General features: G+C 51.9%; 29 protein-coding genes. 24 read left to right on the forward strand and 5 right to left on the reverse strand.

Annotated features, from left to right (window positions below):
• Positions 1-176: 176 nt before the first annotated feature.
• Complete coding sequence (locus QZ310_RS03105; protein ID WP_297070269.1) at positions 177-920, reverse strand: nitroreductase family protein; 744 nt, start codon at positions 918-920, stop codon at positions 177-179.
• 250 nt (positions 921-1,170) lie between these two features.
• Here QZ310_RS03105 and QZ310_RS03110 point away from each other — a divergent pair, with 250 nt between their 5' ends.
• On the forward strand, positions 1,171-2,652 hold the full coding sequence (locus QZ310_RS03110; RefSeq protein ID WP_297070271.1) for a potassium/proton antiporter: 1,482 nt from the start codon (positions 1,171-1,173) through the stop codon (positions 2,650-2,652).
• 251 nt (positions 2,653-2,903) lie between these two features.
• Here QZ310_RS03110 and QZ310_RS03115 read toward each other — a convergent pair whose 3' ends face one another.
• Both QZ310_RS03115 and QZ310_RS03120 read right to left on the reverse strand, forming a co-directional pair.
• Positions 2,904-3,773 (reverse strand): neutral zinc metallopeptidase, encoded by an 870-nt coding sequence (locus QZ310_RS03115; RefSeq protein ID WP_297070272.1) that lies wholly within the window; start codon positions 3,771-3,773, stop codon positions 2,904-2,906.
• Positions 3,774-4,020: 247 nt separating this feature from the next.
• Positions 4,021-4,728: an MIP/aquaporin family protein gene (locus QZ310_RS03120; RefSeq protein WP_297070274.1), complete on the reverse strand. Its 708-nt coding sequence runs from the start codon at positions 4,726-4,728 to the stop codon at positions 4,021-4,023.
• 294 nt (positions 4,729-5,022) lie between these two features.
• On the opposite strand from QZ310_RS03120, the gene QZ310_RS03125 reads away from it, so the two are divergent.
• From QZ310_RS03125 to cysK, 6 genes are all read left to right on the forward strand, one after another.
• Entirely contained in the window at positions 5,023-6,660 is a 1,638-nt protein-coding gene (locus tag QZ310_RS03125; RefSeq protein ID WP_297070278.1) for a C69 family dipeptidase, read from the forward strand.
• A 104-nt stretch (positions 6,661-6,764) separates the two neighbouring features.
• A complete protein-coding gene (locus QZ310_RS03130; protein WP_297070282.1) occupies positions 6,765-9,152 on the forward strand; it encodes an ATP-dependent helicase in 2,388 nt (795 codons plus the stop codon).
• Between the two features lie 41 nt (positions 9,153-9,193).
• Entirely contained in the window at positions 9,194-10,324 is a 1,131-nt protein-coding gene (gene nspC / locus QZ310_RS03135) for a carboxynorspermidine decarboxylase (RefSeq protein WP_297070283.1), read from the forward strand.
• Between the two features lie 39 nt (positions 10,325-10,363).
• Positions 10,364-11,380: a glycosyltransferase gene (locus tag QZ310_RS03140; RefSeq protein WP_297070285.1), complete on the forward strand. Its 1,017-nt coding sequence runs from the start codon at positions 10,364-10,366 to the stop codon at positions 11,378-11,380.
• A gap of 292 nt (positions 11,381-11,672) precedes the next feature.
• On the forward strand, positions 11,673-12,383 hold the full coding sequence (radC, locus tag QZ310_RS03145; RefSeq protein ID WP_297070287.1) for a DNA repair protein RadC: 711 nt from the start codon (positions 11,673-11,675) through the stop codon (positions 12,381-12,383).
• A 68-nt stretch (positions 12,384-12,451) separates the two neighbouring features.
• The gene (gene cysK / locus QZ310_RS03150; RefSeq protein WP_297070288.1) at positions 12,452-13,381 is read left to right on the forward strand and encodes a cysteine synthase A; all 930 of its coding nucleotides are present in this window, start codon (positions 12,452-12,454) and stop codon (positions 13,379-13,381) included.
• 108 nt (positions 13,382-13,489) lie between these two features.
• On the opposite strand, the gene QZ310_RS03155 is transcribed toward cysK, so the two are convergent.
• Together QZ310_RS03155 and metG are read right to left on the reverse strand one after the other, a co-directional pair.
• Positions 13,490-14,527, reverse strand: coding sequence for an asparaginase (locus QZ310_RS03155; RefSeq protein WP_297070290.1), 1,038 nt, complete (start codon positions 14,525-14,527; stop codon positions 13,490-13,492).
• Between the two features lie 149 nt (positions 14,528-14,676).
• Positions 14,677-16,719 carry a methionine--tRNA ligase gene (gene metG, locus QZ310_RS03160; RefSeq protein WP_297070293.1) on the reverse strand — a complete coding sequence of 681 codons (2,043 nt, stop codon included), beginning with the start codon at positions 16,717-16,719 and terminating at the stop codon, positions 14,677-14,679.
• 442 nt (positions 16,720-17,161) lie between these two features.
• On the opposite strand from metG, the gene rpsL reads away from it, so the two are divergent.
• The 17 genes from rpsL to rplE all read left to right on the forward strand — a co-directional run bounded on the left by rpsL (position 17,162) and on the right by rplE (position 26,899).
• Positions 17,162-17,545 carry a 30S ribosomal protein S12 gene (gene rpsL / locus QZ310_RS03165; protein ID WP_016562585.1) on the forward strand — a complete coding sequence of 128 codons (384 nt, stop codon included), beginning with the start codon at positions 17,162-17,164 and terminating at the stop codon, positions 17,543-17,545.
• 182 nt (positions 17,546-17,727) lie between these two features.
• Entirely contained in the window at positions 17,728-18,204 is a 477-nt protein-coding gene (gene rpsG, locus QZ310_RS03170) for a 30S ribosomal protein S7 (RefSeq protein WP_123615515.1), read from the forward strand.
• Positions 18,205-18,261: 57 nt separating this feature from the next.
• Positions 18,262-20,388, forward strand: a complete 2,127-nt coding sequence (gene fusA, locus QZ310_RS03175; protein WP_297070296.1) for an elongation factor G — start codon at positions 18,262-18,264, stop codon at positions 20,386-20,388.
• A gap of 27 nt (positions 20,389-20,415) precedes the next feature.
• On the forward strand, positions 20,416-20,721 hold the full coding sequence (gene rpsJ / locus QZ310_RS03180) for a 30S ribosomal protein S10 (protein ID WP_107031209.1): 306 nt from the start codon (positions 20,416-20,418) through the stop codon (positions 20,719-20,721).
• A gap of 86 nt (positions 20,722-20,807) precedes the next feature.
• Entirely contained in the window at positions 20,808-21,425 is a 618-nt protein-coding gene (gene rplC / locus QZ310_RS03185; RefSeq protein ID WP_297070297.1) for a 50S ribosomal protein L3, read from the forward strand.
• Positions 21,425-22,045, forward strand: a complete 621-nt coding sequence (gene rplD / locus QZ310_RS03190) for a 50S ribosomal protein L4 (protein ID WP_297070300.1) — start codon at positions 21,425-21,427, stop codon at positions 22,043-22,045. The genes rplC and rplD overlap by 1 nt, the downstream gene beginning before the upstream one ends.
• Positions 22,046-22,071: 26 nt before the next feature.
• Entirely contained in the window at positions 22,072-22,362 is a 291-nt protein-coding gene (gene rplW / locus QZ310_RS03195) for a 50S ribosomal protein L23 (RefSeq protein WP_297070303.1), read from the forward strand.
• Positions 22,363-22,369: 7 nt separating this feature from the next.
• A complete protein-coding gene (gene rplB, locus QZ310_RS03200; RefSeq protein ID WP_297070306.1) occupies positions 22,370-23,197 on the forward strand; it encodes a 50S ribosomal protein L2 in 828 nt (275 codons plus the stop codon).
• Positions 23,198-23,223: 26 nt separating this feature from the next.
• A complete protein-coding gene (gene rpsS / locus QZ310_RS03205) occupies positions 23,224-23,493 on the forward strand; it encodes a 30S ribosomal protein S19 (RefSeq protein ID WP_107031214.1) in 270 nt (89 codons plus the stop codon).
• A 54-nt stretch (positions 23,494-23,547) separates the two neighbouring features.
• Positions 23,548-23,958, forward strand: a complete 411-nt coding sequence (gene rplV / locus QZ310_RS03210) for a 50S ribosomal protein L22 (protein WP_297070309.1) — start codon at positions 23,548-23,550, stop codon at positions 23,956-23,958.
• A gap of 3 nt (positions 23,959-23,961) precedes the next feature.
• Positions 23,962-24,696: a 30S ribosomal protein S3 gene (gene rpsC / locus QZ310_RS03215; RefSeq protein ID WP_297070311.1), complete on the forward strand. Its 735-nt coding sequence runs from the start codon at positions 23,962-23,964 to the stop codon at positions 24,694-24,696.
• Positions 24,697-24,720: 24 nt separating this feature from the next.
• Positions 24,721-25,152, forward strand: a complete 432-nt coding sequence (gene rplP, locus QZ310_RS03220) for a 50S ribosomal protein L16 (RefSeq protein ID WP_297070312.1) — start codon at positions 24,721-24,723, stop codon at positions 25,150-25,152.
• Between the two features lie 6 nt (positions 25,153-25,158).
• Positions 25,159-25,356, forward strand: a complete 198-nt coding sequence (gene rpmC / locus QZ310_RS03225; protein ID WP_297070314.1) for a 50S ribosomal protein L29 — start codon at positions 25,159-25,161, stop codon at positions 25,354-25,356.
• An 11-nt stretch (positions 25,357-25,367) separates the two neighbouring features.
• The gene (gene rpsQ / locus QZ310_RS03230) at positions 25,368-25,625 is read left to right on the forward strand and encodes a 30S ribosomal protein S17 (protein WP_123615505.1); all 258 of its coding nucleotides are present in this window, start codon (positions 25,368-25,370) and stop codon (positions 25,623-25,625) included.
• Between the two features lie 3 nt (positions 25,626-25,628).
• Positions 25,629-25,997: a 50S ribosomal protein L14 gene (gene rplN / locus QZ310_RS03235; RefSeq protein ID WP_107031220.1), complete on the forward strand. Its 369-nt coding sequence runs from the start codon at positions 25,629-25,631 to the stop codon at positions 25,995-25,997.
• Positions 25,998-26,027: 30 nt separating this feature from the next.
• Positions 26,028-26,348 (forward strand): 50S ribosomal protein L24, encoded by a 321-nt coding sequence (gene rplX, locus QZ310_RS03240; RefSeq protein WP_297070316.1) that lies wholly within the window; start codon positions 26,028-26,030, stop codon positions 26,346-26,348.
• On the forward strand, positions 26,348-26,899 hold the full coding sequence (gene rplE / locus QZ310_RS03245) for a 50S ribosomal protein L5 (RefSeq protein ID WP_297070318.1): 552 nt from the start codon (positions 26,348-26,350) through the stop codon (positions 26,897-26,899). Before rplX ends, rplE begins: the two co-directional genes overlap by 1 nt.
• Positions 26,900-26,906: the final 7 nt, after the last annotated feature.

Below are 26,906 nucleotides of genomic sequence, written 5' to 3' on the forward strand. Positions count from 1 at the left end.
ACTTGCAGCCATGAGCGTTTTTTTCAGCTTGATATTCCAGGCAAATATTAGCCCTATTGGGCCTATTAGCCTTATTGGACTTATAATCCCTATTAGCCCTATTTGGCCTATTAGCCTTATTTGACTTATTAGCCCTATTGGCCCTATTAGCCTTATTATCCCTAAAAATCCCCCCCTCAATGCGCCACATCGAATCCTCTGCGCTGCAAAGCGCGGAGCATACGATAATTCATCGCCTCTCGGTAGTAGTCAACAATATGCGAAGCCCAGTCATTGTCCGACTTGCTTCCCTCGCGTGTGCGGTTGTATTCCGCAACAGTCTCGTCATATTTCTTGAGCTCTGAAACCATCTCCTCGTCGTCCTGACGATATGTGTTCTTGTGAATAACGAGGCTCTGGGGCTGCTTGGGCTTGAGGTCGGGATATTCGCGGGGAACTCCGAGCGCGAGACCGCAGACAATGAAAGTCTTTTTCGGAAGCTTCATCATCGATGACAGGGCTTCAGGGGCGACAGTGCGCGCATAGCCGATCGGACATGTTCCGAGGCCGAGGGATTCGGCCATGGCCACGGCACTCATCATGGCAAGTGTGGCATCGACCACACCGACGATCAATCCGTCGACAGTATGTTCGAAATTCGGCATGTCGAGGTTTTCGGCATCGCTGATGAGTGAGATTTTGTGGTAGTCGATAAGGAAGAGCATGAAGTGGTTGCAGGTCTTGATCTGCTTCTGCCCCGTAAGATTATAGATTTGTTCCTTTATGGTTTGGTCAGTGATGTCAATCACTGAGAATTGCTGGCCGTTGTAGCTTGTCGGGGTGTTGCGTATAGCCTCGTAGATGAGATCCATCTGCTCGTCAGTGATTGGTTCGCGCTCATAACGGCGTATGCTACGACGTTCGAGGAGACTATCTTTCATGCTTTTCATAATTTTATGCGTATTTTTAGGGGAGTGGTGAGGAGTGTGAATGTTAGTTTATAAATTGAGAATCGGCGCAAGGCCCGAAGAATTTGTTTGTGTAACAAAACAAAGTTTAGGAATGTTCACGGCTTCTTGGATTATTAACATATTTTAATCTTTGCTTTGTCTTCTTTAAATGAGTAACTTTGCAAATGTTTCATCCTCACTTCTGTAACTCCTATAACTTCCACTAAAAATTTTATTTCCGATGGACTTCATAACTTCAGAAAATATACTCCTCGTTGGGTCTATACTGCTCATTGCAGGTGTGCTTATCGGCAAATCGAGCTACCGTTTCGGGTTGCCGATTCTCTTGATATTCCTACTTGTCGGGATGGCCTTCGGTACGGACGGTATCGGCATACAGTTCAGCGACATGCACACTGCCCAATTCATCGGAATGATAGCCCTCTGCATTATACTTTTCTCCGGTGGTATGGGGACGAAGCTGTCGGCCATACGTCCGGTGATTGTTCCCGGTTTGATTCTCTCTACTGTCGGGGTGTTGCTGACTGCGCTCGTCACCGGTCTGTTCATCTGGTGGCTGTCGGGGATGGACTGGACAAATATCCACTTCGCTTTCTTGCCGTCGCTGTTGCTTGCGGCCACGATGTCGTCGACCGATTCAGCTTCGGTGTTCGGCATACTCGGAAGTCAGAAGGTGGCTCTGCGCAACAATCTTCGTCCGATGCTTGAACTTGAGAGTGGTTCGAACGACCCGATGGCCTACATGCTGACAATCATTCTGATTGAGGCTATCACTCTTGGCGGAGGCCTTTCTGCCGGAGGAATAATCGTCGAGTTGTTGCTGCAATTCGGCGTAGGTGCTGCCGGAGGTTTCCTAATTGGAAAAATCACCCTTTGGCTGATAGGTTTCTATTGCCGTATGGGGCGCAGCACAGGGGCAAAGGAGGATGCGTCGCAGGCCACGTCGATGATTTCAATCCTGATGATAGGCTGCGTCTTCTTCACCTTTGCCGTCACCACCGCGCTTGCCGGAAACGGCTATCTTGCGGTCTATATCTGCGGAATTGTCCTCGGCAATGCGAAGCTCCCGAATCATAGGGGTATTGCGAAATTCCTCGACGGCATGACGTGGCTGGCTCAGATTGTGGTCTTCCTCATGCTCGGTCTGCTCGTCAACCCCCATGAGATGATGGGTGTGGTAGCCGTGTCGCTTCTGATCGGCGTCTTTATGATTCTTGTCGGTCGTCCGCTTAGCGTGTTTCTTTCGCTCCTGCCGTTGCGCAACATCTCCACGCGTTCGAAACTCTTTGTATCGTGGGTCGGACTGCGCGGTGCGGTGCCTATTATCTTTGCCACATATCCGGTCGTTGCGGGCATCGAGGGTGCAGGGCAGATTTTCAATATTGTTTTCTTCGTGACGCTGCTTTCGCTTCTTGTCCAGGGCACGACAGTTATCGCATCTGCTCGTAAACTCAAACTTATCGACACTGATGCCAAGGAGGACGAAGACTTTGGTGTGGAGCTTGCCGACGAACTTCCGACAACCCTCCAGACCATCACGCTGACCGAACAGAGTCTTGCGGAAGGCAACACCCTGCGCGACATGAATCTCCCCGCCGGTTCGCTCGTGATGATGATACGCCGTGGTTCGCGCTACATCGTCCCCAACGGCACCCGCCGCCTCCAACCCGGCGACACCCTGCTCATTATCAAGGAGGAATAAGGCAAGCCTTATTCCTTAGTATAGAGATTAAAGTATAGAGTATAGATATTACTCCTGCTGGAATTTTCAGTATAGAGGACCTTTGAGTATAGAGGGTAAAGTATAGAGTATAGATAATAGTTTGGAGGGAAGATGGAGGATTGACGGCCAATTGAGGTCGATGCAGCCTTCTTTTCCGCATAAACTAATATCTATACTCTATACTTTACCCTCTATACTTTGCGCAAGGCGACACCTTCAGTCTTCCTTATTCACAGCTGTGAATAAGGAAGACTGAAGGTGTCGCCTTGCGAGATATCGCCTGTCGAGAGGCCGCGTTTGAGCCAGCGGGTACGCTGTTCGGAAGTACCGTGGGTGAAGGAGTCGGGGACGGCATATCCCTGGGCTTTCTTTTGCAGGTAGTCGTCGCCGATTTTCATCGAGGCATTGAGGGCCTCTTCAAGATCGCCATCCTCGATGGAGTTGAACATGGCGTTGTCGTGGTGTGCCCACACTCCGGCAAGGAAGTCGGCCTGAAGCTCGATGCGCACACTGATATTGTTTGCATCGGTTTCGGAGCTGCGGTTCATTGCCGCATGGGCTTGGTCGAGAGTTCCGAGAAGGTGTTGGACATGGTGACCAACCTCATGGGCAATGACGTAGGCATAGGCGAAGTCGCCGTCCGCGCCGAGGGTCTTGCGCATGTCGCGGAAAAATGAGAGGTCAATATAGAGGCTCTGGTCGGCAGAACAGTAGAAGGGACCTACAGCGGCTGTCGCGTTGCCGCAGGCGCTCTGGACAGCGTCTGTGAAGAGCACGAGTGTCGGTGCCTCGTATTCCTTGCCCATCCGGGCGAAGAGCTGAGTCCACACGTCCTCGGTTCCTGCAAGTATCTGACGTGAGAAGCGGGCGAGTTCCTCCTCTTCCTCAGTCGGTGTATAGTTTTCGGTTGTCTGTCCTCCTGTCATCATGTTGCCGACATTGGAGGTGATGACATCCAGGGGGCTGCCGCCTGAAATCCAGGCGATGATTGCAGCGATGATGACGGCTCCGATGCCGCCACCAATCTTGAGTCCGCGTCCGGCGCTGCTTCCGCGCCGGTCACTGACGTTTGAGCTTTCGCGTCGTCCGTTTAGTCGCATATAATCTGTATGAGATGGGATTTTGGTTTTGATACAGACGTGCAAAAGGGCATAAGCGACACAAAAGATATATAGTTTTCTGCAAGATTGAGAGTTATCTTCAGAGTCTTGGCAAGCCAAGCGGCTGTGCCGATTACCTGGCAAGCCAAGCGGCAGAGCCGATAACCCGGCAAGCCGGGCAGCTGAGCCGATGACTTTATTACTATATTCTTTTGTCGCTTATGCTCTTTTGCGCGTCTGTATCTACTTAGTTCTTGAGGGCTTTCCAGACGGCTGAGCTGAGGAGCGCGCCGAGGAAGGGAGCCACGATAAAGAGCCAGAGCTGGGCGATGGGCTGCGCATTGCCTTCGATGGCTGCGAAGATGGCGGGGCCGAATGAACGTGCGGGGTTCACGGATGTACCTGTGATGGGGATACATGCGATGTGGACGAGCACGAGGGTGAGGCCGATTGCGAGACCTGCGAAGTTACCTGCGCCTTTCTTTTCGTCTGTCGAGCCGAGGACGACGAGCACGAAGATGAAGGTGAAGACGAATTCGGCGATGAATGCCGGGAACATGTTGCCGACCATGAAGGAGTTGGCGCCTGTGGTGGTGGTGTTGTTGAACACTGCCTCGATGCCTGCCTCATTGCCCGTGTGGACGAGTACCCAGAGGACAAACGACGCGATGAGGGCGCCGATGCACTGGAAGAGCATGTAGCCTGCAGCTTCCTTGCCGCTCATGCGTCCGCTCGACCATACTCCGAGGGTGATGGCGGGGTTGATGTGGCAGCCCGAGATGTTGCCGATGGTGTAGGCCATAGCTACTACCGAGAGGCCGAAGGCCATTGCAACGCCGAGGGTTGAGACTCCATAGCCGGTTGTGCCGACTCCGATGCCGGCGAAGATTGCGCTACCGCAACCCATGAGTACCAGTACAAACGTACCGATCATCTCTGCGAGATACTTTTTCATTAATGATAAAATTTAGTTGAAAGTAATTTGAGGTTTGTAAATTCTATGGGTAGTTGTAGGAATTTATCCAAATAAGTATGTGCTGTTTTATTTTTCTAAACCACAAAATAATTATAATGGTTTTACAAAGGTTAAAATTTTTTATTTAATTTCAATGGTTTACGTCATAAAAATCGTAAATTGTAATGGAAAAATCGACAATTTTCGGAATTTCGAATATTTATGCTAACTTTGCCTATCAGTTAAATAATCATACAGTAAATAAATCAATCACACAGTAAATAATAATAACTTATGAAATTCAAGTCACTGTTTTTAGCTTTGGCGGCGGTGCTTCCGGTGGAGGCGCTTGCATGTACGAGCCTCATCGCGGGCAAGAAGGCCACGACTGACGGGTCGGTGCTTGTGACGTATGCAGCGGACAGCCATACGCTTTACGGCGAACTCTATAACCGTCCCGGCGGGAAGCACGCTCCGGGCGAAGTGAGGAAGATTGTTGAGTGGGATACAGGCAAGTATCTTGGCGACATTCCTCAGGTGGCCGAGACATATACGACCATCGGCAATATGAACGAGCATGGACTGACCATTTCCGAGAGCACCTGGGGCGGCCGTGCCGAGCTTGAGGACACGACCGGAATCATGGACTACGGTTCGCTCATCTATGTGACCCTCGAGCGCGCGAAGACTGCCCGAGAGGCCATAAAGGTGATGACTGACCTCGTGAAGGACTATGGCTATCATTCGAGCGGCGAGTCGTTCTCGATCGCCGATTCGGAGGAGGCATGGATAATGGAACTTATCGGCAAGGGTGGCAAGGAGAAGGGTGCCGTCTGGGTTGCCCGTCGCATCCCCGACGACTGCATTGCCGGACATGCCAACCATCCCCGTATCCACAAGTTCCCCTTGAACGACAAGGAGAACACAATCTATTCGCCCGACGTTATAGATTTCGCACGCAAGATGGGATATTACAAAGGCAAGGATGAGGATTTCAGCTTCTCGCTTGCCTACGGAGAGCTCGACGGCACCGCCACCCGCGGTTGCGACGGCCGTGTGTGGAGCTACTTCAACCGTTTCGCCGACGGAATGGATGCCTATCTTCCCTGGGTGATGAACGCCGAGGGTGATCCTTTCCCTCTTTGGGTAAAGCCCAACCGTCAGGTGAGTGTCAACGATATGAAATGGATGATGCGTGACCACTTCGAGGGCACTCCGCTCGACATGACCCAGGACATCGGTGCCGGTCCCTACAAGGTGCCTTACCGTTGGCGTCCGATGACATTCAAGGTCGACGGAAAGGAGTATCTCAACGAGCGCGCCATCGCCACACAGCAGACCGGTTTCTCGTTTGTGTCGCAGATGAACTCGTCGCACCCGGAATTGATGCGCGGCATCCTCTGGTTTGGCGTTGATGATGCTAACACCTGTGTGTATGTCCCGATGTATAACGGTATCACCACCATTCCCCATGAGTTTGCTGTCGGCAACGGTGATCTCCTTACGCTTTCGTGGGATGCCGCTTTCTGGGTGACAAGCTATGTGGCTAATCAGGCATATCATCAGTACAGCAAGATGATTGACGATATCCGCCGTGTCCAGAACGCCGAGGAGGCTACTCTGGAGGGTGAGGTCAACACCATGCTTGCCGAACTTCCCAAGCTTGACGAGGCTACAGCCCGTCAGCGTCTCAACTCGCATTCGACCGAAGCTTCGAAGCGCTATGTGAAGCGTTACAAGGACCTCGGTGATTACCTGCTCGTGAAATACATGGACGGTAACATCAAGCGCGAGAAGGACGGAAAGTTCGAGCGCACACCCGAGGGTATGCCGGTGTCGCCTATCTATGGCGGTTATGACGACCGTTACTACCGCTCGATTGCCGACCAGACCGGCGAGCATCTGCTTGTCAAGGAGCCTGCGAAGCGATAAAGGGGGAGATTAATAGGCCTAATAGGGCTAATAGGTCAAATAAGCCCAATAGGGCTAATAAGGCTAATAGGCCCAATAGGGCTATCTCTATTGAATGTAAATAAATGACTGAATCATCTTATCTCGATAAGCTAAACGAGCAGCAGCGCGCGGCAGTGGAATACTGCGACGGACCTCAGCTGGTGATAGCCGGCGCGGGGTCCGGCAAGACGCGCGTGCTCACATATAAGATTGTCCACCTTCTGCGCCTCGGCTATGAGCCTTGGCGCATTTTGGCTTTGACGTTTACCAACAAGGCCGCGCGGGAGATGCGCGAGCGAATCGAGGAACTCGTCGGACGCGAGACTGCCTCGAAGCTCTGGATGGGCACGTTCCACTCCATTTTCGCCCGCATCCTGCGCACCAATGCCGACCGTCTCGGTTTCAAGAGCAATTTCACCATCTATGACTCGGCCGACAGCAAGTCGCTTGTCAAGACAATCATCAGGGAGATGCAGCTTGACGAGAAAAGCTATAAGCCGTCGGCTGTACTCTCGGCTATCTCGGGTGCGAAAAACGCGCTTGTGTCGCCGGAGGACTATGCCATGAGCCGCGACATACTTGAGGCTGACCGCCGTGCGAAGCGTCCGGAACTCTATGCCATCTACAAGGCGTATTGCGACCGCAGCATTGCATCGAGCGCGATGGATTTTGATGATTTGCTCTACTATACGAACGTGTTGATGCGCGACAACCCCGATGTGTTGCGTCACTATCAGGAATTTTTCCGCTATGTGTTGGTGGACGAGTATCAGGACACCAATTTCGCGCAGCATGTGATAGTCACCCAGCTCACCCGCGACAGCGGCAAACTCTGTGTGGTCGGTGACGACGCGCAGAGCATCTATTCGTTCCGTGGGGCGAATATCCGCAACATCCTCGACATGCGGGCGACCTATCCAACGCTGTCGACCTTCAAGCTCGAACGCAATTACCGCTCGACGCGCAACATCATCAATGCAGCCGGTTCGCTTATCGACAAGAACCGAGACCAGATACCGAAGCAGGTCTATTCGGAGAATGAAAACGGTGCGCCGATTGAGGTGGTCAAATGCTACAGCGATTTCGAGGAGGCTTATCAGGTGGCCTCGCGCATCTCGCAACTGAAAATGCGGTCGGGCGACAGCGCCGATGAGTTTGCCATACTTTACAGGACCAATGCGCAGAGCCGAGTGCTTGAGGAGGCGTTGAGAAAACGCAACGTCCCCTACAGAATCTACGGCGGACTGTCGTTCTATCAGCGCAAGGAGGTGAAGGATGCCATCGCCTATTTCCGCATGGCCCTCAATCCCGACGACGATGAGGCGCTGAAGCGAATCATCAATTTCCCGGCAAGAGGTATCGGCGACACGACACTCGGAAAACTCATAGCCCGTGCGATAGAGGACAATGTCAGTATCTGGACCGTCATCCAGGAGCCGGACAAGCATCCCGCAGGACTCAATGCGGGTACGCTCCGCAAGCTTGACGCTTTCGCAGGGGTGATAGTCGAGTTCGTTGAGATGAACCGCAAGGGAGCGGATGCCGTGACGCTCGCCACGAAAATCATTGGGCGGACAGGTCTGTTCACGATGCTGCTCCACGACAATACACCGGAAAGCATATCCAAGCAGGAGAACCTTCAGGAACTTCTCAACGGTGTGAAAGATTTTGTCAGCACAAGAATGGAGGAGGGCAATACGGAGACCGGGCTTGCCGATTTCATGGCTGAGGTGTCGCTTGCCACTGACCAGGACTCTGATTCCGACGGAGTGGAGGAGCGCGTGACACTCATGACAGTCCATGCCGCCAAGGGTCTTGAATTCAACAATGTCTTTGTTGTCGGTGTCGAGGAGGAGCTTTTTCCGTCGGCGATGTCGAAGGACTCTCCCGCGCAGATTGAGGAGGAACGCCGCCTGATGTATGTGGCGATCACCCGTGCGAGGAAATTCTGTATGCTCAGCTATGCGGGTTCACGTTTCCGCAACGGTCAGACGGCTGCTTGCCGTCCGTCGCGTTTTCTCGGAGATATAAATCCGCAGTTCCTGCGTCTTGCCACAAATGATGTGCTCGGCTCTTCAGCTCCGACCGTCAGACCGACTGTCAACTATTCCGCTTCGATGGCAGGAAGCGCGAGGAGCCTCAATTCAATCCGCTCAGGTGCTTCCGGACGCACTGCCGACTATCCGCGTCCATCCTCCGGCGGTTTTTCACCTTTGGGAAGCGTAGCGGCATCCCACCCGCAGGCATCCGTCCCTCAGAAAAGCCTGCCGTCATCGCAGGGTGGGGCATATACCCTCCACTCAAAGACAGAGCTTGAGGTCGGGATGCGGATTGAACATGCAAAGTTCGGAGCCGGAACAATCTCCAACATCGACAGCTCCGGACCTGATGCGCGTATAACGGTGGATTTCGATACAACGGATTCGCGCACACTCATGCTGAAATTCGCCAAGTTTGCCATACTCGGATAAAATATAAGTCACTTACTTACCCCCCATTAATAAAAACTGATATGAAAGCCAACGAGCTCCCCACACCATATTATATAGTATATGAAGACCGTATGCGTCGCAACCTTGAACTGATAAGCCGCGTGGAGCGTGAAGCCGGGGTGAATATCATCATGGCGTTCAAGGCGAATGCCCTTTGGCGCAGTTTCCCGATCGTGCGTGAGTATAACCGCGATTTCACGGCCAGTTCGCTCAATGAGCTGCGTCTCGGAAACGAGGAACTGGGTGGGGAGGCTCATGTCTATTGCCCTGTCTACACAGAGGGGACAATAGATGAATTCCTTTCGAGAGCAACACATCTCACGTTCAATTCTCTCAGCCAATGGGAGCGCTACGGTGCGCGCACGCTTGCAGCCGGAGTTTCGCCCGGACTGAGGGTGAACCCGCAGTGTTCGGTTATTGATACTGAAATCTACAATCCGGCATTGCCCGGTTCGCGTTTCGGCGTGACGGCAGAGCAGCTCTCCGACGGGTTGCCGGAAGGGATAGAGGGTTTGCATTTCCATGCCTTGTGCGAGAGTTCGAGCTACGATCTGGCCAAGGTGCTTGACGCCTTCGAGAGTCAGTTCGGACAGTATTTCAAGCAGATTAAATGGGTGAATTTCGGCGGAGGCCATCTGATGACACGCGAAGGTTACGACGTGGAGCATCTCATCGGTCTGCTGAAGGATTTCCGTTCGCGCTATCCGTGGCTGAATGTAGTCATGGAACCCGGCAGCGCGTGGATGTGGCGCACGGGTGACCTTATCACCGAAGTGCTCGACGTGGTGGACAATCAGGGAATCAAGACTGCCATCATCGACGCAAGTTTCGCCTGCCACATGCCCGATTGTCTGGAGATGCCCTATAAACCTGCCATCAGCGAGAGTGTCGAGGAGGCGGAGGGGCTTCCGCGTTACCGCCTCGGTGGAAATTCATGTCTGAGCGGCGACTATGTAGGCGACTGGTGTTTTGCCGAGCCGCTGAAGGCCGGTGACCGTCTGACGCTTGAGGACATGAATCACTACACTACGGTCAAGACCACCATGTTCAACGGCATACAGCATCCTGCAATGGTGCTTTGCGACAGCAAGGGTGAATGCAGCTATCTGCGCCGTTTCGACTATGAGGATTACAAGAACCGCATGTCCTGATACCGCATTTTCTGAAGGAACTCACGATAAACAACAGCCATGGAAAAACAGTCAACCAACTCTCCGCGCTTTTCGGTAATCGTACCGGTCTATAACCGCATTGACGAGGTGCGTGACCTCCTCGACAGCCTCTCACGACAGACACTCAAGAATTTTGAGGTCGTTATTGTCGAGGATGGGTCGACGGCTCCTTGCGAAGCCGCTGTGAAGGAGACACAGGGTGTCGACGTCAAGTATTTCTATAAGGAGAACGAGGGACGTTCCATAGCCCGTAACCACGGAATGGAGCGTGCCGAGGGTGACTACTTCATATTCTTTGACAGTGACTGTGTCATTCCTCCGGAATATTTTGAAACTCTGACACGCGAACTCGACGCGCATCCGACAGATTGTTTCGGAGGCCCTGACTCTGCGCATGAATCGTTCACGACCACGCAGAAGGCTATCAATTTTGCGATGACATCGTTCCTTACGACAGGTGGAATACGTGGCGGAAAGGTCAGTCTTGAAAAGTTTGTCCCGCGCACGTTCAATATGGGATTTTCGCGCAAGGTCTATGAAAAGGTCGGCGGCTTCCGTGAAATGTTTTCGGAGGACATTGATATGTCTACCCGCATCCGAGAGGCCGGTTTCAACGTTGCACTCATCCGTTCGGCTTACGTCTACCATAAGCGCAGGGTGGATTTCAAGAAATTTTTGCGTCAGGTCTATGTGTTCGGCATGTCGAGAATCACGCTGAAACTTCTCTATCCCGGTTCGCTTAAGGCTGTCCATGCTTTGCCTGCCGTGGCGGTCATCATCGGCGTGGTTCTGCTTGCGCTTTCAATATTCGTGTCGCCGTGGTTCCTGCTTCCTCTCGGACTTTATCTTTTGGCTATATTCGTTACTGCGCTAATCTCAACCCGCTCCGTGGTGATAGCTGCAAAGGCGGTTCCGGCAAGCGTTATACAGATTTGTGGGTACGGTTGCGGGTTCATCAAGGCTTTCGTGATTAAGATTCTTCTCGGTAAGGGCAGGAATGTCGAAGAGGAGATTTTGATGAGAAAGGGCCGTTAGTATTTTTTTTATAGTATAGAGATTAAAGTATAGAGTATAGATAATACTTGGGTTTGGTGGGCTTGCTGTTTATCATATTCTCCATTCAAGCCTTATCTCCATTCAAGCTCTATCTTCAATCAAACTCTGTCTCTACTCAAATTCCTTCTCTATTCCTTCTCTATTCTTTCTCTATTCTTTCTCTATTCAAACTCTAATCATGACTACTTTTATTCTCATTATTCACCATTCGCCATTCTCCTTATTCTTCGATTGAAATTTCTTTAGTCTAATATCTTTTTTAATTAACAATATGGAAACTCTCTCTCCTTTTGTCGCGAGGCGTATTCATGACCTTGGCGATGATGAGAAGCCTCGCGAGAAGGCATTGAGCCAGGGCATACGCGCATTGAGTGATGCGGAGCTTGTCGGTCTGATTTTTGGCGGCGGTATTCCGGGAATGTCAGTCGTGGATCTTGCACGCTCAATCCTGCGCGATTGCGATGATAGGGTTGATAATCTTGCCAGATTGACGATGGATGAGCTGATGTCGAAATACAAAGGTGTCGGTCCGGCCAAGGCCGTATGTCTTGCGGCCGCTTTTGAGCTTGGACGTCGCAACCGTGAGCAGATGGCTGAGAACCGCAATGTCACCATCCGATCGAGCAACGATGTGGTCACTCTGATGTCGCCTTCGATGGAGGGACTGGACTATGAGGAGTTCTGGGTGCTGATGCTTTCGAGAAACAATAAGGTTAAGTATCGCCGTTGCATTTCGCAAGGTGGAACTGCCGGGACCGTCGTGGACGTGAAGTTGCTGTTGAAACGTGCGGTCGACTGTCTGGCCTCGGGTATCATACTCGTGCATAACCATCCGTCGGGCAATCCCAATCCAAGTGTGGAGGATGACCGGTTGACGCGTAAGATTAAGGAGGGTGCAGCCTATCTTGACATCCGTGTGCTCGACCATGTGATAATTGCCCACAGACAGTCGTATTCATATATGGATGAAGGAAGGTTGTGAACAGCAGGCGAGATTGTCTGTTGTAACAATTGAATATAATTTTTATTTAACGTCAATACTTTTTATTTATGAAGAAAATCGTGGATTCCATTCTGGAAACCATCGGCAATACGCCTTTGGTGAAGTTGAACTCTTACGACAGGTCGGAAGGAACTGTCGCTGATATTTACGCCAAGGTTGAGGCATTCAATCCTGGAGGTTCTGTTAAGGACCGAGTGGCTATGAACATGATTGCCACAGCCGAGAAGGATGGCAAGCTTGCACCGGGCGCAACAATAATCGAGCCGACGAGCGGTAACACCGGTGTCGGGCTTGCACTGGTCGGTGCTGCAAAGGGCTACAAGGTCATACTGACCATGCCTGAGACCATGAGTGTGGAGCGCAGGAAGCTCTTGGCTGCACTTGGTGCTGAGATAGTCCTTACTCCCGGTTCGGAGGGCATGAAGGGAGCGATAGCAAAGGCTGAGGAATTGCATAAGACGACTCCGGGTTCCGTGATTCTCGGGCAGTTCTCAAATCCTGCCAATCCTGCGGTCCACCGCGCGACGACCGGTCCGGAGATATGGGATGCGCTTGATGGAAAGGTCGACATCTTTGTTGCCGGAGTGGGGACAGGTGGGACTGTGAGTGGGGTAGGGGAGTATCTCAAATCCAAGAACCCTGCGGTGGAGATTGTGGCTGTGGAGCCTAAGGACTCAGCTGTCATCAGCGGAGGAAAGCCCGGCCCTCACAAGCTCCAAGGTATCGGAGCCGGATTTATTCCCGAGACACTTGACAGGAATGTGATTGACAAGGTTGTCACAGTCGAGAGTGAGGAAGCGTATTCGGCAACCAGGCGGTTGGCGCATACTGAAGGAATATTGGTCGGTATCTCATCCGGTGCTGCGCTTCATGCAGCGACCGTTTTGGCGAAAGAGCCGGAGAATGCGGGAAAGAATATAGTGGTGCTGCTGCCGGATACGGGAGAGCGCTATCTCTCGACAGAATTGTTTGGATGATAAAATTTTTCACCCCGGATGTCATGATGGGCTTCCGGGGTGAAATTTTTTTTTGGGGATAATAAGTCTAATAGGCCTAATAGGGCTAATAAGGCAAATAGTCTTTGGTCAGAGGGTGACTTCGCCGCAGATGTCGGTGTTGAGGCGGGTGGCGACTGCGGAGGGGGTGAGGCCAAGGCCGAAGAGATACATCAGTTTTGTGATGGCTGCTTCGGAGGTCATGTCGTGGCCGGAGATTACGCCGGCGTTGGCGAGTTTGTCACCTGCGACGTAGCGGCGATGGTGGACACCGCCGTTGACACATTGGGTGACATTTACAATCACTATGCCGCGCTGGACCGCCTGGGCGATTTCCTCGATGAACCAACGAGAGGTGGGCGCGTTGCCGGCTCCGTAGGAACGGAGGACTATACCTTTGATTCCGGGGGTGTGGAGAAGATGATGGAGGGTCTGCTGAGTCATGCCGGGATGGAGGTCGAGAAACATGACACCGTGCTCCATATTGGTGTTTAGCTGCAATGGTTTCCGCTCGGTCGGTCGCCAGAGGGCTTCTTCGGAGTAATGGATGCCGAGACCGATTTTTGCGAGCTGCGGATAGTTATTGCTCTTGAACGCATTGAAGTTGTCGGCGCTCATTTTGGTGGAGCGGTTGCCTCTCCAGAGGTAGTTCTCGAAAAGTATGGCCACTTCCTGAACCATAGGGGAACCGTTGAATGTGGTTGCGGCTGCAATCTGGAGGGCGGTAATCAGGTTTTCCTCACCATCGGTGCGGACTTCGCCAATCGGGAGCTGCGAACCGGTGATGATGACGGGCTTACGGAGATTGCCGAGCATGAATGACAGGGCAGAGGCGGTGTAGGCCATTGTGTCGGTGCCGTGAAGCACGACAAAGCCGTCGTAGAGGTCATAGTTCTCGGCTATGGCTTTTGCGATGTCGGCCCAACCGACCGGATCCATGTCGCTGGAGTCGATGGGGGTGAACTGAATGTTGTCGATTTCGTAGTCGAGTTTCTTTATTTTCGGGACATTGTCGATGAGGTGACTGAAATCGAATGGCTGGAGGGCATGTGTCTCGGGATTTTCTATCATCCCGATTGTTCCGCCCGTGTAGATGATCAGCAGACGAGGCTTATGTGTTTGTGTCATGGGATGGGTGTGTTGTGGTAAGGTTAACGTGAGAAAAGTGTAGTCTGAAAAAGGGTGAAAGCAGGGACATTCCGAAAGAACATGGCTTTCAAGAGTGTCCCTGCCATATAAGGTCGGGAAGGTACGGTTCGATAATATCAGTGGCTGTCTCAGCCAATCTTTGCGCCGGGAGCGACCTGAGCGGAAGGACTGAGGAGGACGATTGATCCGTCGGAATTCTCAGCGGAAAGAATCATGCCTTCCGACACGATGCCTTTGAGTTTGCGCGGTGCGAGGTTGGCGATGAAGCAGACTTGCTTGCCGACGAGGTCTTCCGGTTTGTAATACTTGGCGATACCGGAGACGATGGTGCGTTTCTCAAGACCGTCGTCGATGAGGAAGCGGAGCAGCTTGTCGGCCTTGGGAACCTTCTCGCATTCAAGGACTGTGCCGACACGGAGATCGCAGGCTGCGAATGTGTCGAATTCCACAGTCTCGGCCTGAGGCTGAGCTTTCCAAGCTGCGATTTCGTTGGCTTTCTTGGTGTCGAGGAGCTTCTGGACCTGAGCCTGGACCTGAGCGTCCTCGATTTTCTCGAAGAGGAGCTCGGCGGGTGCGAGTTCGATGCCGGGAGCGACGAGGTCGGTCTGGCCGAGCATAGTCCAGTCGAGTTTCTCCATACCGAGCATTTTTGCGAGTCGGGCGGCTGAGAAGGGGATGAAAGGCTCGAAAGCGACAGCAAGGTTGGCGCAGAGCTGGAGGGCGACGTTGAGGATGGTGCCTGTGCGGGCGAGATCTGTCTTGGCGAGTTTCCACGGCTCGGTTTCCTGGAGATAGCGGTTGCCGAGGCGGGCTATTTCCATGGCCTGTTTGAGGGCTTCGCGGAAATGGAAGGTGTCGAGTGCGTCGGAAAGGGCTGCCTTGATGCGTGTGAGTTCAGCAAAGACCTCGCGGTCGGCCTCGGAGAGTTCGCCCTGTGCGGGAACGACTCCGCCAAAGTATTTATGTGTGAGGACTACGGCGCGGTTGACGAAGTTGCCGAGGATGGCGACAAGCTCGTTGTTGTTGCGTGCCTGGAAGTCGGCCCAAGTGAAATCGTTGTCCTTGGTTTCGGGAGCATTTGCAGTGAGCACGTAGCGGAGCACATCCTGCTTGCCGGGGAAATCCTGAAGATATTCGTGGAGCCATACAGCCCAGTTGCGCGAGGTGGAAATCTTGTCGCCTTCGAGGTTGAGGAATTCGTTGGCGGGAACGTTGTCGGGGAGCTGGAAGTTATCTCCGTAGGCCATGAGCATCGAGGGGAAGACGATGCAGTGGAAGACGATGTTGTCTTTGCCGATGAAGTTGATGATACGGCTTTCGGGGTCCTTCCAGTATTTTTCCCAAGTGTCGGGGAGAAGTTCCTTTGTGTTGGAGATATAGCCGATGGGAGCATCAAACCAGACATAGAGGACTTTGCCTTCAGCGCCTTCCACGGGTACGGGAACACCCCATTTGAGGTCGCGGCTGACGGCGCGAGGCTGCAAACCGGCATCAAGCCATGATTTGCACTGGCCGTAGACGTTGGTCTTCCATTCCTTGTGACCTTCGAGGATCCATTCGCGGAGTTTCGGTTCCCACTTGTCGAGGGGGAGATACCAATGGGTTGTCTCGCGCATCTTGACGGGTTCGCCGGTGAGGGCCGAGCGGGGATTGATGAGGTCGGTCACATTGAGCGACGAACCGCAGGCCTCACACTGGTCGCCGTAGGCATTTTCATTGTGGCAGCGGGGGCATGTGCCGACAACATAACGGTCGGCAAGGAATTCGCCGGATTTTTCATCGTAAGGCTGGAGAGCTGTCTGGACCGTGAACTCGCCTTTATCATAGAGGTGACGGAAGAATTCAGAGGCAGTCTCGTGGTGAAGTTTGGATGTGGTGCGTGAATATATGTCGAAGCTCACTCCAAGTTCTTCAAGCGAGTCCTTGATGATTGTGTGGTAGCGGTCCACCACTTCCTGAGGTGTGATGCCTTCCTTGCGGGCGCGGAGAGTGATGGGCACACCATGTTCGTCACTGCCGCCGACCATGACAACGTCTTCGCCACGGAGGCGGAGATAGCGTGCATAGATGTCGGCCGGGACATATACTCCGGCGAGGTGTCCGATGTGGACAGGCCCGTTTGCGTAGGGGAGGGCAGTTGTGATAAGGGTTCGCTTGAATTTCTTTTCCATATATAATTTAGAGATATGAATGTAATTTTCATGGACATGGAGAGGAGCGACCACTGACAACCGCCGGCTCCATGACTGTTTTAAAGTGCAAAATTAGCGCATCTCAGGGAAAAAACATAAATAAGGAGTGAAAATTCTTTGGCCGACGGTTGAAAAAGCGCTGATTTGGTGAAAAAAGGCCCGTTCCGCGAGGGGTCGGGAAGTGTCCCGGCGGGTAATTGAGTGAAAAGTGAAAATAGTTGAAAAAGGTTTAACAAGAAAAATGCGGAAATGTTTGGCAGTTAGGAAAATAAGTTGTAATTTTGCAACGCTTTTAGGAGCAATCTGTCGTCACGTCATCGTTAACTCTTTGAGAGTCAGTGGTGTGGGTGGCGATTGGATATGTGTGAAAAAGATAAGAACAACTTCTAATCATTATTCAATAAACCAATAATAAACTAAGATGCCTACTATTCAGCAATTAGTAAGAAAAGGACGCGTGGCTCTTGAAGATAAGAGCAAATCACCCGCACTCGATTCATGCCCGCAGCGTCGTGGCGTGTGTGTGCGTGTGTACACCACCACCCCCAAAAAGCCTAACTCGGCTATGCGTAAGGTGGCTCGTGTGCGCCTTACCAACGGCAAGGAAGTCAACAGCTACATCCCCGGAGAAGGCCACAATCTTCAGGAACACTCAATCGTACTCGTTCGCGGCGGTCGTGTTAAGGACCTCCCCGGTGTACGTTACCACATCGTTCGCGGTACACTCGATACCAGCGGCGTGAAGGACCGTACACAGCGTCGCAGCAAGTATGGTGCAAAGCGCCCCAAAGCGGCTAAGAAGTAATTCAACGCAAACTCCTTTTCTGAAACATTAATTAAATTAAAAACCGAGTCGTTAACCCCTCGTTTTTGATTTGATTGGAAGGCTAAATCACAGGTTGAGTAAATGGCGCCCCGCAAGGGGAGGCCGTTGAAGATGAAAGATGCAGCAACCAAGCAACCAAAAACAAAACATTTGCTCTAAAAATGAGAAAAGCAAAACCTAAGAAACGGGTGATTCTCCCCGATCCCGTGTTCAATGACGTGAGAGTATCGAAGTTCGTCAACCATCTCATGTATGACGGAAAGAAGAATACTTCATACACCATCTTCTATTCCGCTCTCGAACTCGTCAAGGCCAAGCTCCCCAACGAAGAGAAGACCGCACTTGAGATTTGGAAAAAGGCTCTCGAGAATGTTACTCCCCAGGTGGAAGTGAAGTCACGTCGCGTCGGCGGTGCAACCTTCCAGGTTCCTACCGAAATCCGTCCCGACCGTAAGGAATCTATCTCGATGAAAAACCTTATCCTCTATGCCCGCAAGCGTGGCGGCAAGACCATGGCTGACAAGCTGGCTGCCGAAATCGTAGACGCATTCAACGATCAGGGCGGTGCATACAAGCGTAAGGAAGATATGCACAAGATGGCTGAGGCCAACCGTGCTTTCGCTCACTTCCGCTTCTAAGCCGAGGTTGAGAATCAACACGATATTTTCATTGAACATTTAGATTCACAAAGAAAAATGGCTAAATCAGACGCACATTTAAAATATACCCGTAACATCGGCATCATGGCTCACATCGATGCCGGTAAGACCACAACTTCCGAGCGTATCCTCTTCTATACCGGTCTTACCCACAAGATCGGTGAGGTTCATGACGGCGCAGCCACCATGGACTGGATGGAGCAGGAGCAGGAGCGTGGTATCACAATCACCTCTGCCGCTACCACCACTTTCTGGAAGTATGCCGGTGACCAGTTCAAGATCAACCTTATTGACACTCCGGGACACGTCGACTTCACTGTGGAAGTTGAACGTTCACTCCGTGTGCTCGACGGCGCTGTCGCTACATTCTGCGCCGTAGGTGGTGTTGAGCCCCAGTCAGAGACTGTATGGCGTCAGGCTGACAAGTACAACGTGCCCCGTATCGGTTACGTCAACAAGATGGACCGTTCAGGTGCAAACTTCTTTGAAGTTGTACGCCAGCTCAAGGACGTTCTCGGTGCCAACCCCTGTCCCATCCAGATTCCTGTCGGAGCTGAGGAGACATTCAAGGGTGTGGTTGACCTTATCAGAATGAAGGCTCTCTTCTGGCATGACGAATCAATGGGTGCCGACTACTCTATCGAGGATATTCCTGCCGGTCTCGTTGAGGAAGCAGAAGAATGGCGTGACAAGATGCTTGAGAAGATCGCCGAATTCGACGACGCTCTCATGGAGAAATATTTCGACGATCCCTCAACTATCACTGAGGATGAGATCCGTCGCGCTCTCCGCAACGCAACCCTCAAGATGGAGGTTGTCCCCATGATTTGCGGTTCTTCATTCAAGAACAAGGGCGTTCAGTGTCTCCTCGACGCTGTCTGCGCTTACCTCCCCAGCCCCGTTGACTCAGGTGCAGTTGAAGGAACCAATCCTGAGGATCCCGAGCAGGTTGAGACCCGCGAGCCCTCTTCGGAAGCTCCCATGTGTGCTCTCGCATTCAAGATCGCAACCGACCCCTACGTTGGCCGTCTCACATTCTTCCGCGTTTACTCAGGCGACGTCGTTGCCGGCAGCTACGTTCTCAACAGCCGTTCAGGCAAGAAAGAGCGCGTGAGCCGTCTGTTCCAGATGCACTCCAACAAGCAGAACGCTAAGGAATCAATCGACTGCGGTGATATCGGCGCAGGTGTAGGTTTCAAGGATATCCGCACAGGTGACACCCTCTGCGACGAGAACCATCCTATCGTTCTCGAAGCTATGGAATTCCCCGAGCCCGTTATCGGTATCGCAGTTGAGCCCAAGACTCAGAAGGACCTCGACAAACTCGGCGTCGGTCTCCAGAAGCTTGCTGAGGAAGACCCCACATTCCGCGTTGAGACCAATGAGGAAACCGGCCAGACCGTCATCTCCGGTATGGGTGAGCTTCACCTCGACATCATCATCGACCGTCTCCGTCGCGAGTTCAAGGTTGAATGTAACCAGGGCCGTCCTCAGGTAACTTACAAGGAAGCCATCACCAAGCCTGTTGAACTCCGCGAAGTGTTCAAGAAGCAGACCGGTGGTCGCGGTAAGTTCGCTGACATCATCGTCCGTGTTGAACCTGCTGATGACGATTTCGAAGGTTCACTCCAGTTTGTTGACGAGGTCAAGGGTGGTAACATTCCTAAGGAATTCATCCCCTCTATCCAGAAGGGCTTCACAACCGCTATGAAGAACGGTGTGCTTGCAGGCTATCCCCTCGATCGTCTCAAGGTGACTGTCATCGACGGTTCTTTCCACCCGGTTGACTCGGATCAGCTTTCATTCGAGCTCTGTGCCATCCAGGCCTTCAAGAAGGCTTCTGAGAAGGCAGGTCCCGTGCTCCTCGAACCTATCTTCAAGGTAGAGGTCGTTACTCCCGAAGAGAGCATGGGTGACGTTATTGGTGACCTCAACAAGCGTCGTGGTCAGGTTGAAGGTATGGAAACAAGCCGCAGCGGTGCCCGCATCGTGAAGGCCAAGGCTCCTCTTGCCGAAATGTTCGGTTATGTGACTGCCCTCCGTACCATCACTTCAGGCCGTGCAACCTCAACCATGACATTCAGCCACTATGCAGAGGTAAGCAGCTCTATCGCTAAGGCTGTTCTCACCGAATGCCAGGGCCGTGTTGACCTCATCAAGTAAGACAAACACTTTCATTCAACAAAAGATATGGACCAAACAATCAGAATCAAACTTAAATCTTATGATTACAACTTGGTTGACAAGTCGGCCGAGAAGATTGTGAAGACCGTAAAAGCTACCGGCGCAGTGATCAGCGGACCTATTCCGCTGCCCACTCACCGCCGCGTCTTCACCGTCAACCGCTCGACTTTCGTCAACAAGAAGTCACGCGAGCAGTTCCAGCTTTCGTCCTACAAGCGTCTTATCGACATTCACAATTCGACCGGCAAGACCGTCGACGCTCTCATGAAGCTCGAACTTCCCTCAGGCGTAGAAGTAGAAATCAAGGTGTAATCAACCGGGTAGATATTAAATACCGAAAGATTAAGTAAAATCACAACAAACTCCCACAACAGTTCACATTTTTAAATCAAAGAGAAATGCCAGGATTATTAGGAAAGAAAATCGGAATGACATCCGTTTTCAGTGCCGACGGCAAGAACGTGCCGTGCACTGTTATCGAAGTAGGCCCCTGCGTAGTTACTCAGATTAAGACGGCTGACAAAGACGGTTATGAGGCCGTGCAGCTTGGCTTCGTAGAGAAGAAGGACAAGCACACAACTGCACCTCTCGCCGGTCACTTCAAGAAAGCCGGAGTAGCTCCCCAGCGCCACTTGGCCGAGTTCAAAGGATTTGACGGCGAGTACAATCTCGGTGACACCATCACCGTTGACCTCTTCAACGAGAATGACTTCGTCGACATCCAGGGTACCTCGAAGGGTAAAGGTTTCCAGGGTGTGGTTAAGCGCCACGGTTTCGGTGGTGTAGGCCAGAGCACCCACGGTCAGCACAACCGCCTTCGCGCTCCCGGTTCGGTCGGCGCCTGCTCATATCCCGCAAAGGTGTTCAAAGGCATGCGCATGGCAGGCCAGATGGGCAACGAGAAAGTGACAATTCAAAACCTCCAGGTGCTTAAGGTGATCGCAGACCACAACCTGCTCCTCATCAAAGGCTCAATCCCCGGAAGTAAAGGTTCAATCGTTTTAATTGAGAAATAATGGAAGTCGCAATTTACAATATCAAAGGTGAAGACACCGGTCGCAAGGCACAGCTCAGCGACGAAGTTTTTGCAGTAGATGCAAACGAGCACGCCGTTTATCTCGATGTGAAGCAGTATCTCGCCAATCAGCGTCAGGGTACTCACAAATCCAAGGAACGCAGCGAAGTTTCAGGTTCGACCCGCAAGCTCCACAAGCAGAAGGGTGGCGGCGGCAGCCGTATCGGTGACATCAACTCACCCGTCCTCGTAGGTGGTGGCCGCGTGTTCGGTCCCCGTCCCCGTGACTATCGCTTCAAGTTGAATAAGAAAGTGAAGCAGCTCGCCCGCAAGAGTGCGTTGACCTATAAAGTTCAGGATTCTCAGCTCATCGTCGTTGAAGACTTCAACTTCGAGGCTCCGAAGACTAAAGATTTCGTAAATTTTGCTAAAAATCTTAAAGTTGAGGGCAAAAAAATCCTGCTCGTTTTACCGGGTCAAAATAAAAACGTAACTTTGTCGGCCCGTAATGTTCCCGATGCCTCTACAATGGCTGCATCGGATCTCAACACTTACGCGCTCATGAACTCCAACGCTGTTATCGTAACCGAGAGCAGCCTTGATTTCATTAATAAACTTTAACCTCACCAGAGAAAACAGCAGCAACAATGGAAATCTCAATCAAACCCATCGTAACAGAGAAGGCAAGCAATCTCACTGAGAAGCTTAACCGCTACACCTTCGCCGTTTCTCCCGAGGCCAACAAGTATCAGATCAAGTCGCTCATCGAGAACCTCTATGGCGTAAAGGTAGTTCGCGTAAACACCATCAATGTCCGCAGCAAGAACAAGTCTCGCTGGACCAAGAGCGGTCTGCTCCGTGGCAAGACCGCCGCTTGGAAGAAAGCCATCGTGACAGTTGCCGAAGGACAGAATATTGACTTCTATAGCAATATCTAAATAAAAAATGGCAGTAAGAAAATTCAAGCCCACAACACCTGGGCAGAGACACAAAGTTATCGGTGTATTTAAAGGTACCATCACTGCTACTACACCGGAAAAATCTCTTACAGTCGGCAAAAAGGCCTCCGGAGGACGTAACTCCGAAGGCCATCTCACCACCCGCTACCTTGGTGGTGGCCACAAGCGTAAATATCGCATCATTGACTTTAAGAGAACCAAAGACGGTGTTCCCGCAGTAGTAAAGAGCATCGAGTACGATCCTAACCGTTCGGCCCGCATCGCCCTCCTTTACTACAAAGACGGTGCTAAAGCTTACATCATTGCACCCAACGGCTTAAAGGTTGGTGATGAGATTCTTTCAGGACCCGAGGCTCAGCCGGAAGTAGGAAACTGCCTCCCCTTGGCCAACATTCCTGTAGGTACACTCATCCACAACATTGAGTTGCGTCCCGGCCAGGGCGCTTTCATGGCCCGTTCAGCTGGCACATTCGCTCAGCTCGTATCGCGTGAAGGCACCTACGCCATCGTCAAATTACCTTCGGGTGAAACCCGCAAGATCCTCGCCGCATGTCGCGCCACTGTCGGTGTTGTCGGCAACTCCGAGCACTCCCTCGAGCGTTCTGGTAAAGCAGGTCGTTCACGCTGGCTCGGCCGTCGTCCCCGCAACCGCGGCGTAGTCATGAACCCTGTCGATCACCCCATGGGTGGTGGTGAAGGCCGCGCTTCCGGTGGTCATCCCCGTTCTCGCAAGGGTCTTTACGCTAAGGGTCTCAAGACTCGTGCCCCGAAGAAACATTCTTCGAAGTACATCATTGAAAGAAGAAAAAAGTAATCTGATTTAAATTAGCAACACTTATCATGAGTCGTTCATTAAAAAAAGGCCCGTTTATCAGCGTGAAGCTCGAAAAGAAGGTCGCTGCAATGGAAGAGAGCGGTAAGAAGTCGGTCATCAAGACATGGAGCCGCGCTTCTATGATCGCCCCCGAATTTGTAGGTCACACTTTCGCAGTTCACAACGGTAACAAATTTATCCCTGTCTACGTTACTGAAAACATGGTCGGCCACAAGCTCGGAGAGTTCGCTCCCACCCGTACCTTCCGTGGTCACTCCGGTAACCGCAAGAAATAATTTGGGCCCTGATATAACTAATTCATTTGTAAAAAAGAAAAGAATTACAATAAAATGGGTGTAAGAAAAAGAAATTCAGCCGACCTCAGGAAAGCCGAACAGAAGACGGTAGCTTTCGCAAAGCTCCTCAACATCCCTACCTCTCCCCGTAAGATGCGCCTTGTCGCTGACATGGTCCGCGGGGTCGAGGTTAACCGTGCACTCGGCATCCTGAAATTTTCAAACAAGGAAGCGGCTGCCCGCCTCGAAAAGCTCCTCCGTTCGGCAATCGCCAACTGGGAAGCCAAGAACGAACGTAAAGCCGACGCCGGCGAGCTCTATGTCAGCACTATCTATGTGAACTGTGCTCCTATGCTCAAGCGTCTGCGCACCGCTCCTCAGGGCCGTGGCTACCGTATCCGCAAACGCGCAAACCACGTCACATTGATTGTTGACACAATTGATAACAAAAACGCTAAAGCTTAACAAATGGGACAGAAAGTAAATCCAATCAGCAATCGCTTGGGAGTTATCCGTGGATGGGACTCTAACTGGTATGGCGGTAAGAAATACGGCGATACTCTGCTCGAGGACTCCAAACTCCGCAAGTATCTCAATGTCCGCCTTGCAAAGTCAAGCGTTTCGCGCATCGTCATCGAGCGCACCATGAAGCTCATCACCATCACTGTCTGCACCTCGCGTCCCGGTCTCATCATCGGCAAGGGCGGTGCTGAAGTCGACAAGCTGAAGGAAGAGCTCAAGAAGATCACCGACAAGGATGTCCAGATCAACATCTACGAAGTTAAGCGTCCAGAACTCGACGCTCAGATCGTAGCTTCAACCATCGCCCGTCAGATCGAAGGTAAGATCGCTTACCGCCGTGCTGTCAAGATGGCCGTTGCATCTACCATGCGCGCCGGTGCAGAAGGCATCAAGGTTCAGGTTTCAGGTCGTCTCAATGGCGCTGAAATGGCCCGTTCCGAAATGTTTAAGGAAGGCCGTACGCCCCTCCACACCCTCCGTGCTGACATCGACTACGCTCTCGTAGAAGCTCACACTAAGGTTGGTGTTATCGGCGTTAAGGTTTGGATCTGCCGCGGTGAGGTTTACGGCAAGCGTGACCTCGCTCCCCAGTATACCAATACCCAGAAGGACAGCCGCAACTCATCTTCAAACGGTGCTCCCCGTCGTGGCGGTTTCCGCAAACCCAAAAACAACCGTTAAACCCACAATTGATTCAACAACACAATGTTACAACCTAAGAAAACCAAATTTCGCCGCGCGCAAAAAGGCCGCATGAAAGGCATTGCGCAGCGTGGCAACCAGTTGGCCTTCGGTTCGTTCGGCATCAAGACCCTCGAGTCTAAGTGGATCACCGGTCGCCAGATTGAAGCCGCCCGTATCGCTGTGACACGTTATATGCAGCGTCAGGGTCAAATCTGGATTCGCATCTTCCCTGACAAACCCATCACCAAGAAGCCCGCTGAGGTTCGTATGGGTAAAGGTAAGGGTGCTCCCGAAGGATTCGTTGCCCCCGTTACTCCCGGCCGCATCATCATAGAGGTTGAAGGCGTTCCCTACGACATCGCTAAGGAAGCACTCCGCCTCGCAGCTCAAAAACTCCCCGTGACCACTAAATTCATTGTGCGTCGCGATTATGACCCAACTCAAAATGTGTAACCCGTCATGAAGAAAGAATCATTCACTGAAGTCAGCACTCAGGACCTCCGCGACCGCCTGGCTGAGATGGAGAAGGACTACACCCAGCTCAAGATCAACCACGCTATCTCGCCCCTTGACAGCCCCGCTAAGATTACACATGCACGCAAGGCTATCGCTCGCGTAAAGACAGAGTTGCGTCAGCGCGAACTTAACAACAAATAAACTCCCCACAAATGGAAAAGAGAAATTTAAGAAAAGAACGCATCGGGGTTGTTTCGAGCAACAAGGGTGACAAGACCATCACCGTAATGGTGAAGTGGAAAGAGAAGCACCCCATCTATGGCAAATTTGTCAACAAAACCAAGAAATATCACGCTCACGACGAAAAGAACGAATGTTCAGTCGGCGACACCGTCCGCCTCATGGAGACCCGTCCCCTCAGCAAGACCAAGCGCTGGCGCCTCGTGGAAATCATCGAAAAAGTGAAATAAACTATGATACAGACTGAAAGCCGTTTAACAGTAGCCGACAACAGCGGTGCTAAAGAAGCCCTCTGCATCCACGTCCTTGGTGGAACCGGCCGTCGTTATGCCTCTGTAGGTGACATCATTGTCGTTTCTGTCAAGAGTGTCATCCCCTCATCAGACGTTAAGAAAGGCACAGTGTCGAAGGCAGTGGTGGTCCGCACCAAGAAGGAAATCCGCCGCCCCGACGGATCATATATCCGCTTCGATGACAATGCGTGTGTGCTTCTCAACAATGCAGGCGAACTCCGCGGAACCCGTATCTTCGGCCCCGTTGCCCGTGAGCTCCGTGCCGCCAACCAGATGAAGATCGTTTCACTCGCACCCGAAGTCCTCTAATCATCTTAACCGTCAAAAACAATAAACGTAATGAGCAAATCACATATCAAGAAAGGCGACATCGTCTATGTTCTTGCCGGCGAAGACCGTGGCAAGGAGGGTCGTGTGCTCAAGGTTCTCGTGCAGAAGCAGAAGGCCATCGTTGAAGGTATCAACATGGTGACCAAGGCTACCAAGCCCAATGCACAGCACCCCCAGGGAGGCCTCATCAAGATGGAAGCTCCCATCCACATCTCCAACCTTTCACTCATCGACCCCAAGTCTGGCAAGCCCACCCGCGTGAGCTGCCGTCGTGATGAAAAAGGCAATGTAATCCGTATTTCTAAAAAATCAGGAGAGGAAATTAAGTAATGAGCACCGAAGCAGTTAAAAAAGACTATAAGGAACGCATCGTTCCCGCCCTGACAGAGAAGTTCAACTACACCACACCCATGCAGGTGCCCAAGTTGAAGAAAATCGTCATCAACCAGGGTCTCGGCGCAGCTACTCAGGACAAGAAACTCATTGAGACCGCTATCAACGAGCTCACTGCAATCACCGGTCAGAAGGCTGTCGCTACCCTCTCACGCAAGGACATCTCTAACTTCAAACTCCGTAAGAAGATGCCTATCGGCGTGATGGTGACTCTCCGTCGTGAGAAAATGTATGAATTCCTCGAGCGCCTCATCCGTGTGGCCCTCCCCCGTATCCGTGACTTCAAAGGTATCGACAGCAAGCTCGACGGCCGTGGTAACTACACCCTCGGTATCACTGAGCAGATCATCTTCCCCGAAATCAACATCGATACCATCAACAAGCTCATGGGTATGAACATCACCTTCGTTACTTCGGCCAACACCGACGAAGAAGGTTATGCTCTTCTCAAGGAATTCGGTCTCCCTTTCAAAAACGCTAAAAACTAAGCTTAAG

Source organism: uncultured Duncaniella sp. (assembly GCF_910577345.1).
Taxonomy (GTDB): domain Bacteria; phylum Bacteroidota; class Bacteroidia; order Bacteroidales; family Muribaculaceae; genus Duncaniella.